A 13,854-nucleotide genomic window follows, 5' to 3' on the forward strand; every position below is an offset into this window, starting at 1 on the left:
TCCACACACGTGCCTGGGGCCCGCGTCACACTCGATGACGCGGGCCCCGGGCAAGCGCCGCACGCTCAGCGGCCGCTCACTGGTCGCGGTACATCTCCGCCACCAGGAACGCCAGGTCGAGCGACTGGCTGCGGTTCAGCCTGGGGTCGCAGGCCGTCTCGTAGCGCTGGTGCAGATCGTCGACGAAGATCTCGTCGCCGCCGCCCACGCACTCGGTGACGTCGTCGCCGGTCAGCTCCATGTGGATGCCGCCGGGGTGGGTGCCCAGACCCTTGTGGACCTCGAAGAAGCCCTTGACCTCGTCCAGCACGTCGTCGAAGCGGCGGGTCTTGTGGCCGCTGGCCGCCTCGAAGGTGTTCCCGTGCATCGGGTCGCAGACCCAGGCGACCCGGGCGCCCGAGGCGGTGACCTTCTCCACCAGCTCGGGCAGCCGGTCACGGATCTTGTCGGCCCCCATCCGCGTGATGAAGGTCAGCCGGCCCGGCTCGCGGTCCGGGTCGAGCCGCTCGATGAGGGCGAGCGCCTCCTCGGAGGTGGTCGTCGGGCCCAGCTTCACGCCGATCGGGTTGCGCACCCGGGAGGCGAACTCGATGTGCGCGCCGTCCAGCTGCCGGGTGCGCTCGCCGATCCAGACCATGTGCCCCGACACGTCGTACAGGTCGCCGCTGCGCGAGTCGACGCGGGTGAGCGCCGACTCGTAGTCGAGCAGCAGCGCCTCGTGCGAGGAGAAGAACTCGACGGTGCGCAGCTCCTCCGGGTCGGTGCCGCAGGCCCGCATGAACTTCAGCGCCTGGTCGATCTCCCGCGCCAGCGCCTCGTAGCGCTGGCCCGAGGGGGAGGTCTTGACGAAGTCCTGGTTCCAGGCGTGCACCTGGCGCAGGTCGGCGTAGCCGCCGGTGGTGAAGGCCCGCACCAGGTTCAGCGTCGCGGAGGAGGCGTGGTACATCCGCTTGAGCCGCTCGGGGTCGGGCCTGCGGGCCTCCTCGGTGAACTCGAAGCCGTTGACCGAGTCGCCGCGGTAGGTGGGCAGCGTGACCCCGTCGCGGGTCTCGGTCGGCTTGGAGCGGGGCTTGCTGTACTGGCCCGCGATCCGTCCGACCTTGACCACGGGCACGGCGCCCGCGTAGGTGAGGACGGCTCCCATCTGGAGGAGCGTCTTGAGCTTGTTGCGGATGTCCTCGGCGCTGACCTGGTCGAACGCCTCGGCGCAGTCGCCGCCCTGGAGCAGGAACGCCTCACCGCGCGCGACCGCACCCAGCCGCTCCCGCAGCTGGTCGCACTCGCCGGCGAAGACGAGCGGCGGATAGGACTCGAGCTCGGCGAGGACGTCGCGCAGAGCCTGGTGGTCCGGCCAGTCGGGCTGCTGTGCTGCGGGCAGGTCTCGCCAGGTGCGGGCACCGGCGTCGGGGTTGGCGTTCACAGTCACGGACCCAAGATTACGGGGTCCGGTCGGCTGTCCGTCCCGGTGCCCGCGATGCGAGACCGGGCTCGTGGCAGGCGGATCACGGCAGGTCGATCACGGCAGGCGGCCCCGGCGCCGGGGCCCGCGGTGGGCTAGGGTGTCCCCCATGCACGCGCACTCGACCATGAACTGGTGGTGGCCCGCCCGCACGGCGGCCCGCCAGGACGCGCGTATCCACTGAGCGAGTCGAGACTCAGTACCGCGACAGGCCGCCCGAGGGGCGGCCTTTTTCCGTAGCGGCGGCCGTTCCCTCCCGTCTCCACGAGAAGGAACCGCCATGGACCGCACCCCCACCCCCTCACCCGCCGCCCTCGTCGAGCGGCTGACCCGACCCGACGCCCCGCCGTTCGCCCTGCTGCGCCGCCGCACTCCGGGCCGCGAGGCGGACGTCGTCGAGGTGCTGATCGGCACCGTGCGCGAGGTCGAACGGCTCGCCGACATCCCCGTACGCCCGGGCGGCGAGGCGGGGGCGCTGGCGCTCGTCCCGTTCCGGCAGATCCGCGAACGCGGTTTCGACGTACGCGACGACGGCACACCGCTGTCCGTCCTGCTGCCCGACGAGCGGTACGCGCTGCCCTGCGAGGACGTGCTCGCCGCGCTGCCCAGCCACCACGTGGCGGTCGAGCCCGGCGCGTTCGACGTGGACGACGACGCCTACGAGCGGATCGTGCGCCGGGTCGTCGACGAGGAGATCGGCTCGGGCGAAGGCGCCAACTTCGTCATCAGGCGCGACTACGAGGCCCGCGTCCCCGGCTTCACCCGCGCCGACGCGCTCGCGCTCTTCGCCCGGCTGCTGCGCGGCGAACAGGGCGCCTACTGGACGTTCGTCGTGCACACGGGCATGGGGGCATCCCCCGCCCGAGCCGAGCGGAGCGGAGTGCGAGGGCGGGGGCACGTCCTGGTCGGCGCCAGCCCCGAGGTGCACGTGCGGATGCGGGGCGGGACGGTCGTGATGAACCCCATCAGCGGCACCTACCGCTACCCCGCGCAGGGGCCCGACGTGGCCGGGCTGCTGGAGTTCCTCGCCGACCGCAAGGAGAGCGAGGAGCTGTCCATGGTGGTCGACGAGGAACTGAAGATGATGTGCACCGTCGGTGACGAGGGCGGCGTGGTCGTCGGCCCCCGGCTGAAGGAGATGGCACACCTGGCGCACACCGAGTACGAGCTGCGGGGCCGCAGCACCCTGGACGTGCGCGAGGTGCTGCGCGAGACGATGTTCGCGGCGACGGTGACCGGCTCCCCCGTCCAGAACGCCTGCCGCGTCATCGAACGGCACGAGAGCACCGGGCGCGGCTACTACGCGGGCGCCCTCGCCCTGATCGGACACGACCCCGCCGGCGGCGCCCAGACGCTGGACTCCCCCATCCTCATCCGCACCGCCGACATCGACGCGCGCACCGGGGCGCTGCGCGTTCCCGTCGGCGCCACCCTCGTGCGTGCGTCGCAGCCGGCGAGCGAGGTCGCCGAGACCCACGCCAAGGCAGCCGCCGTCCTGACCGCGCTGGGCGTACGGGAAGCACCGGCGCACGCCGCGCGGCGCCCCCGCGCGCGGCTGGCCGACGACCCCCGCGTGCAGGCGGCCCTGGAGGGCAGGCGCGCGGGTCTTGCCCCGTTCTGGCTGCGGATGCGGACGGCCCGCCCGGGCCACGGCAACGCGGCCGCGGCGGCCGCCGTCGGCGGCGTGCCCGGGACCGGCGACGCGCCCGCGGCGCCCCTCCAGGGACGCACCCGCGACGTGCTCGTCGTCGACGGCGAGGACACCTTCACCTCGATGCTGGCCCACCTGCTGCGCTCCACCGGGCGCGCCGTGCGGGTGCGCCGCTTCGACGAGCCGGGACTGCGCGCGGCAGCGCTGGCACACGCGGGACCCGTGGTGCTGGGCCCGGGGCCCGGCGACCCGCGGAACGCGGCGGACCCGAAGATGCGGCTGCTGCGCGGACTGGCCGCCGACCTCGTCGCCGGCGCGCGGCAGCCGCTCCTCGGCGTCTGCCTCGGACACGAACTGCTCGCCGCCGAACTGGGCCTCGACCTCGTCCGCAAGCAACGCCCCCACCAGGGCGCCCAGGAGACCGTCGACCTGTTCGGACGGCCCGAGACCGTCGGCTTCTACAACTCCTACACCGCCCGCTGCGACGACGAGACCGCCACGGAACTCGCCCTGCACGGCATCGAGCTGAGCCGCGACCCGGCGAGCGGCGAGGTCCACGCCCTGCGCGGGCCCGGGTTCGCCGGGGTCCAGTTCCACCCCGAGTCGGTGCTCACGCTGGACGGCGTCACGGTGGTCGCCCACCTGCTGGCAGCGGTGAGCGAGGGGGTGGGGAAGAAGGTGCGCCCCGGCGGGTGAGGGGCGGCGGGGCCGGGCGCGCGGCGGGTGCGGGAGGGAGGCGGACAGCGAGGCGGGCGCGCCAGGGGCCGGGAGTCGTCAGCCCAGGACGTGCAGGGATCCCCATAGAGCGAGGACCGACAGGGCCAGCGCGGGCGGCACCGTGAGCAGCCCGAGCCGGGTGAACTCGCGCAGCCCCACCCGCTGCGCGTGCTGGTGCAGCGTCTGCCGCCACAGCAGCGTGGCCAGCGAGCCCGCGTACGTCAGGTTCGGACCGATGTTGACGCCGAGCAGCACGGCCAGCACGGGGCCCGCGCCGCCCGGCGCGGTCAGCGGCAGCAGCACCAGCACGGCCGGAAGGTTGTTGATGACGTTCGCCAGCACGGCCGCCAGCCCCGCCACGGCCAGCAGTTCGAGCAGCCCGGAACCGTCCGGCACCAGGCGGCCGAGCCAGTCGGCGAGCCCGTTGTCGACCACGGCGCGCACCACCACGGCCAGCGCCACCACGAACGCCAGGAACGGCAGCCCTGCCGCCACCAGCAGACCGCGGGGCGAGGTGTGCCCGCGGTGCAGTGCCCTGGCCCCCAGGACCAGGGCACCCGCGGCCGCCGCCCAGGCGGGTTCGAGGCCGAGGACCGAGGTCACGACGAACCCCGCGAGGGTGCAGACCACGGTGACGAGGGGGAAGAGCGGAACCTCCGGCTCCCCCAGGGATCCCGGCGCCTCGCGGTCCTCCTCGCGGCCTTCGAGGTCCGCGGCGAAGAACCGCCGGAAGACCGCGTACTCGACCGCGACGGCCGCCAGCCAGGGCAGCAGCATCAGCCCCGCGAACCGGGTGAACGTCAGCCCCGTCGCGGCCAGCGCCAGCAGATTGGTCAGATTCGAGACCGGCAGCAGGAGCGACGCGCTGTTCGACAGATGGGTGCAGGCGTAGACGTGCGGCTTGGCGCGCACGCCCAGCCGGGCGGCGGTGGCGAACACGACGGGGGTGAGCAGCACCACCGTCGTGTCCAGGCTCAGCACCGCCGTGGTGAGGGACGCCGCCGCGAAGACCGCCACCAGCAGCCGCCCGGGGCGCGCCGCGGCCGGAGCGCGGGAGGCCCTGCGCGCCATCCACATCCCGCAGGCGTGGAAGAGGCCCTCGTCCGCGCAGAGTTTCGACAGGACGAGGACCGCCGCCAAAAAGGCGATGACCGGGCCCAGGCGGACGGCCTCCTCCCGCGCGTGGCCGAGGGAGACCGCACCCGTCGCGATCACCACCGCGGCGGCGGGGACCGCGACGACGGCCTCGGGCCACCGGGGCGGGCGGGCGACGGCCCAGCCTAGGGTGGCCAGCAGGAGCAGGACGGAGAGGACTTCGGCCGGCAGTCCGTGCATGAGGCCGTGCCCCGCCCTTCCCGTTCCCGTCCCCGCTGTGTCGCGGACAGTTTTCCACGGGCTCTCACCCGAAGAAGACGCCTGCCTCCTCGTACAGCGCCGGGTCGACCGTCTTCAGCTTCTCCGTGGCCTTGGCCAGCGGGACGCGGACGACGTCCGTACCGCGCAGCGCGACCATGCTGCCCCACGCCTCGTCGCGCACCGCGTCGATGGCGTGCAGGCCGAAGCGGGTGGCGAGCCAGCGGTCGAAGGCGGTCGGCGTACCGCCGCGCTGGACGTGCCCGAGCACCGTGGTGCGGGCCTCCTTGCCGGTGCGCGACTCGATCTCCTTGGCCAGCCACTCGCCGACACCCGAGAGCCGCACATGGCCGAACGAGTCGGTCGTCTCGTCCTTGAGCACCATCTGGCCGTCCTTGGGCATCGCGCCTTCGGCGACCACGACGATCGGCGCGTAACTCGCCCTGAAACGGGAGGTGACCCAGCCGCATACCTCTTCGACGTCGAAGCGCTGCTCGGGAATGAGGATGCAGTTGGCGCCGCCCGCCAGCCCCGAGTGCAGGGCGATCCAGCCCGCGTGCCGGCCCATCACCTCCACCACCAGCACCCGCATGTGGGACTCGGCCGTGGTGTGCAGCCGGTCGATGGCCTCGGTCGCGACGGTGACGGCCGTGTTGAAACCGAAGGTGTAGTCCGTCGCCGACAGGTCGTTGTCGATCGTCTTGGGGACGCCGACGCAACGGATGCCGTACGCGTCGGTGAGCCGGGCCGCGACGCCGAGCGTGTCCTCGCCGCCGATGGCGATGAGCGCGTCGACCTCGTACTTGGCGAGGTTCTCCTTGATGCGGCGGACCCCGTCCTCCTCCTTGAAGGGGTTCGTGCGCGAGGAGCCGAGGATCGTGCCGCCGCGGGGCAGCATGCCGCGCACCGCCGGGATGTCGAGCCGCACCGTCTCGCCGTCGAGAGGCCCGCGCCAGCCGTCGCGGAAACCGGTGAAGTCATAGCCGTAAGCCTGGACTCCCTTACGGACCACGGCCCGCATGACCGCGTTGAGTCCGGGGCAGTCGCCGCCACCCGTGAGCACTCCGACCCGCATGGGATCTCCCTTCTCCGCATGGACGCCTGGGCACGCGCTGCGCACACCTGTGAGCGCAGCGCGCAACACCCGCCACGCTAGCGGTGATCCACGTCACATGGGATGCGGCGGAACGCCGTTTTCGCCTGGATTCGCGGAGGACGCGAGCGGCAACCACCCGTACGAAGGACAGCCGTGCCCGCCCGCCCGCCCGGCCGCTCGGCGCGGGCGGCTCGCTCAGTCGTCCAGGCCGCGCTCGATGGCGTACCGCACCAGCTCGACCCGGTTGTGCAGTTGCAGCTTGCCGAGGGTGTTCTGCACGTGGTTTTGCACCGTGCGGTGCGAGATGACGAGCCGTTCGGCGATCTGCTTGTAGCTGAGCCCCTTGGCGACCAGGCGCAGCACCTCGGTCTCCCGCTCGGTCAGCTTCGGCACATCGGGCCCCTCCTGGGCCGCGGGGGCCGGATCCGCCGCCAGCCTGCGGTACTCGCCCAGCACCAGACCGGCCAGACCCGGCGTGAAGACCGGATCGCCCAGCGCCGTACGGCGCACCGCCTCCAGCAGCTCCTGCGGCCCCGCGGACTTGACCAGATAGCCCGTCGCGCCCGACTTGACGGCCTCCAGCACGTCCGCGTGCTCGCCGCTCGCCGAGAGCACCAGCACCCTCAGCGTCGAGTCCGGCCCCACCAGCTCCCTGCACACCTCGACACCCGGCTGGTCCGGCAGGTTGAGATCCAGCACCAGGACGTCGGGGCAGGCGGCCCGGGCGCGCCGGATCGCCTGCTCGGCGTCGCCGGCCGTGGCGACGATCTCGAACCCCGCCTCACCCAGGTCCCGCGCCACCGCGTCCCGCCACATCGGATGGTCGTCGACGACCATCACCTTCACCGGATCCGCCGCCCGCGCGCCGCCGGGCACGCCCCCTGACAGGTCCTCAGTCGTCATGCTTGGGAACCCTCATCTCCACTTCCGTGCCCTGTCCCGGCACCGACACCAGCTCGGCCACGCCGCCCAGCTCGCGCAGCCTGCCGCGGATGGAGAGCGCGACACCCATCCGGCCCTCGGCCTCCGCGTCCGCCAGCCGCCCGGCCGGGATGCCGGGGCCGTCGTCCCGCACGGTCACGATGACCGCGTCCGGCTCGTCCTCCAGCAGGATCCACGCCTGCGCCGGGCGCCCCGGCCCGCCCCCCGCGTGCCGGCGCACATTGTCCAACGCCGCGCCGACGGCCGCCGCGAGTTCGGCCGCCGCCCGGGCCGGTAGCAGCACCGGAGCGCCCGGCTCGGCGAAGGTGACACGCGAGGCCGCGTACGCGGCGAGCAGCGCCCGCACATCGCAGGGTGCACTCGCCGCCTCGGCGCCGTCCGGGACGGCGGCGCTCCCCGCGCGCTCCCGCCGACGCCCCGCACCCCGGGCGCGGCGCCCACCGCCCCACGCGCGACGCCCCCGGGCGGTCCCCGCACCGGAGACGGCGGCGCCGGGGACGACTCCGCCGGGGGCGGTGTCTTCGGGCGCGGTGTCGCCGGGAGCGGAGCCACCCGCGGTGGTGGGGGATGCCGTGGCGGCCGCGGTCACGGCGGCGGCGTCGCCACCCGCCGCCACGGGCGCGCCGTTCTCGCCAGAGCCGGGGACCGCGGCGTCGGGCCCCGGGCCCGCGTCCGGATCCGGGCGCGGGGCCCGCGGGGCCACGCCGCTGGAGACCAGCGCCCGCAGGGCGACCTCCTGTTCGCCCGCCATCCGGCCGAGCTCCGCCGCCTCGCCGCCCAGCGCCGTGCCGCGGCGCTGGACCATGGCCAGTACCTGGAGCACGCTGTCGTGGATGTCGCGGGCCAGCCGCTCGCGTTCGCGCGTGGCCGCCTCGATCTGCAGGGCCCGCGCCAGGGTGCGCTCACTCGCGCGGGCCACCTCGATGACGTAGCCGATGGCCACGCTCGCCACGCAGACGAGCAGGACGTTGTGGAAGGTGGTGCGGGTCATCGTGCCGCGCTCGATGATGTTGGCCGCCCCGACGAGCACCGAGACGCCCGCGGCCCAGCGCCAGCCGCCCTTGAGCGCGAAGGCGAGGACGGGCCCCGCGACCCAGATGGAGGGGAGCGTCGGGCCGACGTGGCCGTGCCCGTCGACGACCGGGGACAGCAGGATGCCGGCGACGCCCAGCAGGATGTCCGTGACCAGGAACGGCAGGGTGCACCGTTCGGCCGAGGCGACGTTGCGCAGCGTCGCGAAGGTCCAGCAGGTCAGGACGAGCAGGAACACGATCCCCGGCACGGGCGCGCTGTATTCGCGGTAGCTGGAGACGAAGACGCCGACGGCGTAGAGGACGGCCAGGATGCGGTATCCGCTCAGCGCGCGCCACAGCGGCTGTTCCACGGACATCATCTTCACGGCCACGTCTCCCCCTTCACCGTTCCGGACCCCGGGCGTCCGCCCTCGGGGTCTCTCGTGTTCCTGCCCGGACTCGCGGGCCCCGGACCGGACGAGGAACGTGCCTAGGCGGCCCGGCCGTTGCTCCCGTGGGTCCCCTCGCCCCTGCTTTCCCCCTCGCCCCCGTCGCCCCGCGCGCGGTCGCCTGCGCCACCGTCGCTCTCCGCGTCGCCGCCCTGTCCCGCGGCTTCCTTCTGCGCGGTCTTCTCCGCTTCCTTCGCGGCCTTCGCGGCCTCGGCGAGCTGCCGCTTGGCCGCCGTGGCGTAGATGTCCACGTACTCCTGGCCCGACAGCTTCAGGATGGCGTACATGACCTCGTCCGTGACGGCGCGCTGGATGAACCGGTCGTTGTCCATGCCCTGGTAGCGGCCGAAGTCCAGCGGGGCCCCGATCCGGATGCCGGGGCGCATGAGTTTGGGCACGGACTGGCCGGGCGGCTGGATCTTCTCGGTGTCGATCATCGCGACGGGGATCACGGGCGCGCCCGAACGCAGCGCGACCCGCGCCAGGCCGCCGGGCTTGCCGCGGTAGAGGCGGCCGTCGGGCGAGCGGGTGCCCTCGGGGTAGATACCGAACAGCTCGCCGCGTTCCAGCACTTCGAGCCCGCTTCTGATGGCGGCCTCTCCCGCGCCGCGCACCCCGGAGCGGTCGACCGGCAGCTGGCCGACGCCCTTGAAGAAGGCGGCGGTCAGCTTGCCCTTGAGCCCCGGCGAGGTGAAGTACTCGGCCTTCGCGATGAAGGTGACCTTGCGGTCGAGAACGGCGGGCAGGAAGAAGGAGTCGGAGAAGGACAGGTGGTTGCTCGCCAGGATGGCGGGCCCCTCGTCCGGCACGTTCTCCAGGCCCTCGACCCACGGCCGGAACGTGAGCTTCAACGCGCTGCCCACCGACAGCTTCATCGCCCCGTAGAACACCGCGACCTCCTTCGTGGGACCCTGCCGACCCTATCCCGCCGCCGTTCGCGCACGCGCGCTCACCTCGTCGCCCCTCTCGTCTCCCCGCCCCGCCCGCGCGCGTCCGTGGCCGTACACCGGCACGGGCCGGGGCGCGGGGAGCCGCGGACACTGCCGCAGTCCCCGGCGACGAATTAGGGTGGCAGCACGCCTTCCCGCTGAGCCCCTGGAGGCCCACCGTGCCGCCCATCCTCCCCGGAGCCGAGCCGTACCGCCGCGACGGATCAGCGACCGGCGTGCTGCTCTGTCACGGCTTCACCGGGTCGCCGCAGTCCCTGCGTCCCTGGGCCGAGGACCTGGCGCGGCACGGCCTGACCGTCTCGCTGCCACTGCTGCCGGGGCACGGCACCCGCTGGGAGGACCTGGCGATGACCAGTTGGGAGGACTGGTACGCCACCGTCGACCGCGAGTTGCGGCTGCTGCGCGAGCGCTGCGAGGCGGTGTTCGTCTGCGGCCTGTCCCTGGGCGGCGCCCTCGCGCTGCGGCTGGCCGCGCTGCACGGGGACGCGGTGCGCGGCGTCGCCGTCGTCAACCCTTCGGTGACCTTCCCCAGGGTGCAGGGCTACGCCGTGCCCGCAGGGCGGTTCCTTCTCAGGTCCGTGCGCGGCATCACCGACGACATCGCCAAGGGCGGCCGTCACGAACTGGGCTACGACCGGGTGCCGACGCGGGCCGCGTACGCCCTGCGCGCCTACCACCGCGTCGTGCGCCGGGACCTGCCCAGGGTGACGCAGCCGCTGCTGCTCGCGCACAGCCGCACCGACCACGTGGTGCCGCCCTCGGACTCGGCGCTCGTCCTCGGCCGCGTCTCCTCCGTCGATGTGACCGAGACGGTGCTGGAGCACAGCTTCCACGTCGCCACACTCGACCACGACGCCGAACAGATCTTCGCCGACACGCGCGGATTCATCGACCGGCTCACCGCGGGGGCACCGGCCGCCGCGACGCGGGGGGCGGGGGCACGTGACGGGGCGTGACCCGGAGGAGGGCGAGCCCCGCGAGGACGGCTCGCCTCTCCCTCCCGAGGAGGAGGCCGCGTGGGCGGCCATCGTCGCCGCGTACGGGGAGGAGCCCAAGGATCCGGAACCCGGTCCGCGAGCGGCCCTGGAGTCGGACCCGCCCGGCGGCTCGGGCGACGACGAGAGCGACACCCTCACCGCGTCGCGGCCCGCGCAGGACAAGGAGCCGCCGGATCCGAGCGAACCGGAGGCGCCGCCGGGACCGCGGGTGCGCAGCTTCACCGTCTACGCCGCGGGGACGGGGCCGGCCGGGCCCCGCGACTGGGAGACGGCCGAGGAGGAGGGTGAGGGCCATTTCGAGCCGCCCGAGCCGCCGCCGCTGCCCGAGACGGACGTGGCGACGAAGTTCGCGTGGCTGGCCGCCATCGGCGGGCCGCTGCTGCTGCTCGGGGCGATCCTGCTCCAGGCCGACCTCACGTGGTGGATCGTGACGCTCGGCGTCGGCGGTTTCCTCGGCGGTTTCGCCACCTTGCTGACCCGGCTGCGCGACGGCCGCGATGACGACGACTGGGACGACCCGGGCCGCGGCGCCGTCGTGTGACCTGGCGGGCCCGGCGTGCCGGGGCGAGGCCCGCCGCCAGGTCAGTCCCCGGGGCGTACCCGCAGTGCCGCCAGCACCGGCAGGTGGTCGGTGGCGGCCACCAGATCACCGTCGCTCACCCCGGGGAGCCCGCGGGGCACACCCGCGCCGAGGACCTCGATGCCCTCGGTGGCGAACACGGCGTCGATGCGCTGGACCGGCTCGCGGGGCGTGGAGGTGTGCTCGGCGCCCCACGGCGCCGACGCCCACGCGTCCCGCAGCCCCGCGCCCGGCTGCCCCTCGGGGGGTGCCTGGCCGAGCAGCCGGAAGGTACGGCCGCCCGCCCGCTCGTTGACGTCGCCCGCGGCGACGACTCCGCTCGTCCCCTCGGCGAGTCCGGCGGCCCGCTCCCGCAGTGCGACGGCCTGCCGGTGCCGCTCGGCGGCCTGGAGGCCGAGGTGGAAGCTGACGACGCCGATCCTGACCGGGGGAAGGCCGCCGGACGCGGGCCCGAAGCGGAGCCGCGCGAGGGCCAGGCCCCGCTGGTGCAGCCCCGGGGTGCGGGGCAGCAGCACGTCCTCGGTGTGTTCGACGTGGGCCCGCAGCGAGGCGAGGATCATGGGCCCAGCGGCCGTCGCACCGCCCGTGACGTACGTCAGGTCGGTGCGACGTGCCAGCCGGGCGGCGTGCTTGCGCCAGCGGAAGAAGCGCGGGGCTTCCTGCACGCAGACGATGTCGGGCGCGCAGGCCCGCACGATGCGCACGAGCGCCTCGGTGTCGTCCCGCAGGGAGCGGACGTTGTAGCTGAGCAGCCGGACGACTGTCGTGCCGTCCGGCTCGGTCCGCGACGCCGGCAGCCCGCCCGGGCCCACCGGTACGGGCGCGCCGCGTCTGTCCTCCTCCATCCGCTTCCCCGCTCCGCTCAGCCCTGGCGGGCCAGGTCCGCGACGCCGACGAGGCCCGCCTTGTTGCCCAGTTGGGCGGCCAGCACCTCGGCGTGCGGGCGCCAGCGGCTGCCGACCAGCCAGCGGCGGTAGGACTTGCGGATCGGGTCGAGGACGAGCTCGCCCTCGTCGGAGACGCCGCCGCCGACGATGAAGGCGCCGGGGTCGAAGAGGGAGGCGAGGTCGGCGAGGCCCGCGCCCGCCCAACGGGCGAGCTCGCGGAAGGAGTCGACGGACACCGGGTCGCCCTGCCGGGCCGCTTCGCTGATGTGGCGGCCCTGGATGCCCTCCGTGGTGCCGTCGCCGAGGCTCAGCAGGGTCTCGGCGCGCTCGGGGGTGGCCGTGGCGCGCTGCTGGGCGTAGCGCAACAGCGCCCGCCCCGAGGCGTACTGCTCCCAGCAGCCCTGGTTGCCGCAGCCGCACAGCAGTCCGTCGGGGACCATCCTGATGTGGCCGAACTCGCTGGCCACGCCGTACCGGCCGCGGTGCAGCCTGCCGCCGATGATGGTGCCGCCGCCCAGGCCCGTACCGATGGTGATGCAGACGACGTCCTCGTGGCCCGTGCCGACGCCGAACTTGTACTCGCCCCAGGCGGCCGCGTTGGCGTCGTTCTCGATCACGACGGGCAGGTCGATGCGCTGTTCGACCTTGTCCTTAAGCGGCTCGTGCCGCCAGCTGAGGTTGGGGGTGAACAGCACGGTGGCGCGCTTGTCGTCCACGTATCCCGGGGCGCCGATACCGACGGCCTCCACCTGATACTCGGCGCTGGCCTGGCGTACGGCGTCCGCGATGGCGTCGATCACGGCTTCCGGGGTGTCGGGCGTGGGCACCTTGCTGGTTTCGAGGATCGTGCCTTCCTCGTCGACAACGCCGGCCGCGATCTTCGTGCCGCCGATGTCGACCCCGATTGTGAGTCCCATGTGTCCCTCGGTCGTCCGGTCTGATCCCCGCCGCCGTAAACCGTACCGGAGGGCCCCGACACGCAGGGCACCGTCACGCCCGCAGGGCTGTGGCGGGTTCAGCCGTCGTCGCCCGGCCGCCCCGAGCCCCCGGGCTGCGTGCCGTCGGCCTCGTCCCGGCCCCGCTCCCCGTCCCGGCCGTGGCTCTCCTCGGGGCGGTCCCCGGTGACTTCGCCCTCGCCCTCGCGGCCGTCGTCGCCGGGGGCGCCGTCCTTGTCGAGGGGGACGCGCTGCTCGTCGACGACGCGCGCGTCCAGGTCGGCGGCGTTTGAGAGGTCGGCCGCCTCCTCCACGTCGATCCGGTCGACGCGCTCGGCTCCCGCCGCCGGATCGGCCGCGTTCGCGTCCCTGGGCGTGGACCAGCGGCGCTCCGACTCCTCGACGACCGAGCGGTAGGCGGCCAGCAGTTCGCCGCCCGCCGCGGTGAGGTGGTCGAAGAACTCCGGGTTGCGCTCGACGACCGGCTCCAGGGTCGATTTGGCCTGCGCGAACAGCTGCCGTGCCACGCCCTGTGCCGCGGCGGACCCGGCGGCGCCGACGAAGGGCTTGCCGATCTCGGTGACCTTCTCGGTCACCGCGTCGGCGAGCCGCCGCAGCTCCTCGGCGGCGCTGGTGGGCGGCGGGCCGTACCGTGCGCGGCGGCGGGCCTTCTCGGCGTTCAGGTCCTCCTCGCACGCGGTCGCCCAGGCGTCGGGATCCGGGGCGTCGCGGCGCTCGGCGTCATCGCTCATGGCGGGCTCCTACGGGCGAAGGGGGTCGCTGGGCTGGTGCAGGTTCGACGGTACCTGAACGGGGGGCCGATC

Annotated in this window: 12 protein-coding genes; 3 read left to right on the top strand and 9 right to left on the bottom strand. The window is 74.1% G+C overall.

What is annotated here, in order from left to right:
- Positions 1-76: 76 nt before the first annotated feature.
- Positions 77-1,426: a class II 3-deoxy-7-phosphoheptulonate synthase gene (locus DTL70_RS16830; RefSeq protein WP_114022752.1), complete on the bottom strand. Its 1,350-nt coding sequence runs from the start codon at positions 1,424-1,426 to the stop codon at positions 77-79.
- A 313-nt stretch (positions 1,427-1,739) separates the two neighbouring features.
- Between DTL70_RS16830 and DTL70_RS16835 the strand changes: the two genes are divergently transcribed.
- Positions 1,740-3,806: an anthranilate synthase family protein gene (locus DTL70_RS16835; protein WP_114022753.1), complete on the top strand. Its 2,067-nt coding sequence runs from the start codon at positions 1,740-1,742 to the stop codon at positions 3,804-3,806.
- A gap of 78 nt (positions 3,807-3,884) precedes the next feature.
- Here the strand turns inward: DTL70_RS16835 and DTL70_RS16840 are convergent, their stop codons facing one another.
- From DTL70_RS16840 to DTL70_RS16865, 5 genes are all read right to left on the bottom strand, one after another.
- Positions 3,885-5,162, bottom strand: coding sequence for an SLC13 family permease (locus DTL70_RS16840; RefSeq protein ID WP_114022754.1), 1,278 nt, complete (start codon positions 5,160-5,162; stop codon positions 3,885-3,887).
- 64 nt (positions 5,163-5,226) lie between these two features.
- On the bottom strand, positions 5,227-6,255 hold the full coding sequence (locus DTL70_RS16845; protein ID WP_114022755.1) for a 6-phosphofructokinase: 1,029 nt from the start codon (positions 6,253-6,255) through the stop codon (positions 5,227-5,229).
- Between the two features lie 216 nt (positions 6,256-6,471).
- Positions 6,472-7,179 carry a response regulator gene (locus DTL70_RS16850; RefSeq protein WP_114022756.1) on the bottom strand — a complete coding sequence of 236 codons (708 nt, stop codon included), beginning with the start codon at positions 7,177-7,179 and terminating at the stop codon, positions 6,472-6,474.
- Positions 7,169-8,611 carry a DUF5931 domain-containing protein gene (locus DTL70_RS34330; protein WP_425470376.1) on the bottom strand — a complete coding sequence of 481 codons (1,443 nt, stop codon included), beginning with the start codon at positions 8,609-8,611 and terminating at the stop codon, positions 7,169-7,171. The genes DTL70_RS16850 and DTL70_RS34330 overlap by 11 nt, the downstream gene beginning before the upstream one ends.
- Before the next feature lie 110 nt (positions 8,612-8,721).
- A complete protein-coding gene (locus DTL70_RS16865; protein WP_114022805.1) occupies positions 8,722-9,555 on the bottom strand; it encodes a lysophospholipid acyltransferase family protein in 834 nt (277 codons plus the stop codon).
- A 233-nt stretch (positions 9,556-9,788) separates the two neighbouring features.
- On the opposite strand from DTL70_RS16865, the gene DTL70_RS16870 reads away from it, so the two are divergent.
- Positions 9,789-10,586, top strand: coding sequence for an alpha/beta hydrolase (locus DTL70_RS16870; RefSeq protein ID WP_114022757.1), 798 nt, complete (start codon positions 9,789-9,791; stop codon positions 10,584-10,586).
- On the top strand, positions 10,573-11,169 hold the full coding sequence (locus tag DTL70_RS16875) for a hypothetical protein (RefSeq protein ID WP_114022758.1): 597 nt from the start codon (positions 10,573-10,575) through the stop codon (positions 11,167-11,169). Before DTL70_RS16870 ends, DTL70_RS16875 begins: the two co-directional genes overlap by 14 nt.
- A gap of 41 nt (positions 11,170-11,210) precedes the next feature.
- On the opposite strand, the gene DTL70_RS16880 is transcribed toward DTL70_RS16875, so the two are convergent.
- The 3 genes from DTL70_RS16880 to DTL70_RS16890 all read right to left on the bottom strand — a co-directional run bounded on the left by DTL70_RS16880 (position 11,211) and on the right by DTL70_RS16890 (position 13,782).
- Positions 11,211-12,053, bottom strand: coding sequence for an endonuclease/exonuclease/phosphatase family protein (locus tag DTL70_RS16880; protein WP_114022759.1), 843 nt, complete (start codon positions 12,051-12,053; stop codon positions 11,211-11,213).
- A 17-nt stretch (positions 12,054-12,070) separates the two neighbouring features.
- Positions 12,071-13,012: an ROK family glucokinase gene (locus DTL70_RS16885; protein ID WP_114022760.1), complete on the bottom strand. Its 942-nt coding sequence runs from the start codon at positions 13,010-13,012 to the stop codon at positions 12,071-12,073.
- 98 nt (positions 13,013-13,110) lie between these two features.
- A complete protein-coding gene (locus DTL70_RS16890; protein ID WP_114022761.1) occupies positions 13,111-13,782 on the bottom strand; it encodes a DUF5304 domain-containing protein in 672 nt (223 codons plus the stop codon).
- Between the last annotated feature and the right edge of the window lie 72 nt (positions 13,783-13,854).

Origin of the sequence: Streptomyces diacarni, assembly GCF_003323715.1 — a bacterium.
Taxonomy (GTDB): Bacteria; Actinomycetota; Actinomycetes; order Streptomycetales; family Streptomycetaceae; genus Streptomyces; species Streptomyces diacarni.

What these genes read in the sequence shown, in the direction of transcription:
- DTL70_RS16850 (WP_114022756.1), bottom strand. Translation starts at nt 7,179, where the DNA reads ATGACGACTGAGGACCTGTCAGGGGGCGTGCCCGGCGGCGCGCGGGCG.
- DTL70_RS16865 (WP_114022805.1), bottom strand. Translation starts at nt 9,555, where the DNA reads ATGAAGCTGTCGGTGGGCAGCGCGTTGAAGCTCACGTTCCGGCCGTGG.
- DTL70_RS16840 (WP_114022754.1), bottom strand. Translation starts at nt 5,162, where the DNA reads ATGCACGGACTGCCGGCCGAAGTCCTCTCCGTCCTGCTCCTGCTGGCC.
- DTL70_RS16835 (WP_114022753.1), top strand. Translation starts at nt 1,740, where the DNA reads ATGGACCGCACCCCCACCCCCTCACCCGCCGCCCTCGTCGAGCGGCTG.
- DTL70_RS16885 (WP_114022760.1), bottom strand. Translation starts at nt 13,012, where the DNA reads ATGGGACTCACAATCGGGGTCGACATCGGCGGCACGAAGATCGCGGCC.
- DTL70_RS16880 (WP_114022759.1), bottom strand. Translation starts at nt 12,053, where the DNA reads ATGGAGGAGGACAGACGCGGCGCGCCCGTACCGGTGGGCCCGGGCGGG.
- DTL70_RS16845 (WP_114022755.1), bottom strand. Translation starts at nt 6,255, where the DNA reads ATGCGGGTCGGAGTGCTCACGGGTGGCGGCGACTGCCCCGGACTCAAC.
- DTL70_RS34330 (WP_425470376.1), bottom strand. Translation starts at nt 8,611, where the DNA reads ATGATGTCCGTGGAACAGCCGCTGTGGCGCGCGCTGAGCGGATACCGC.
- DTL70_RS16890 (WP_114022761.1), bottom strand. Translation starts at nt 13,782, where the DNA reads ATGAGCGATGACGCCGAGCGCCGCGACGCCCCGGATCCCGACGCCTGG.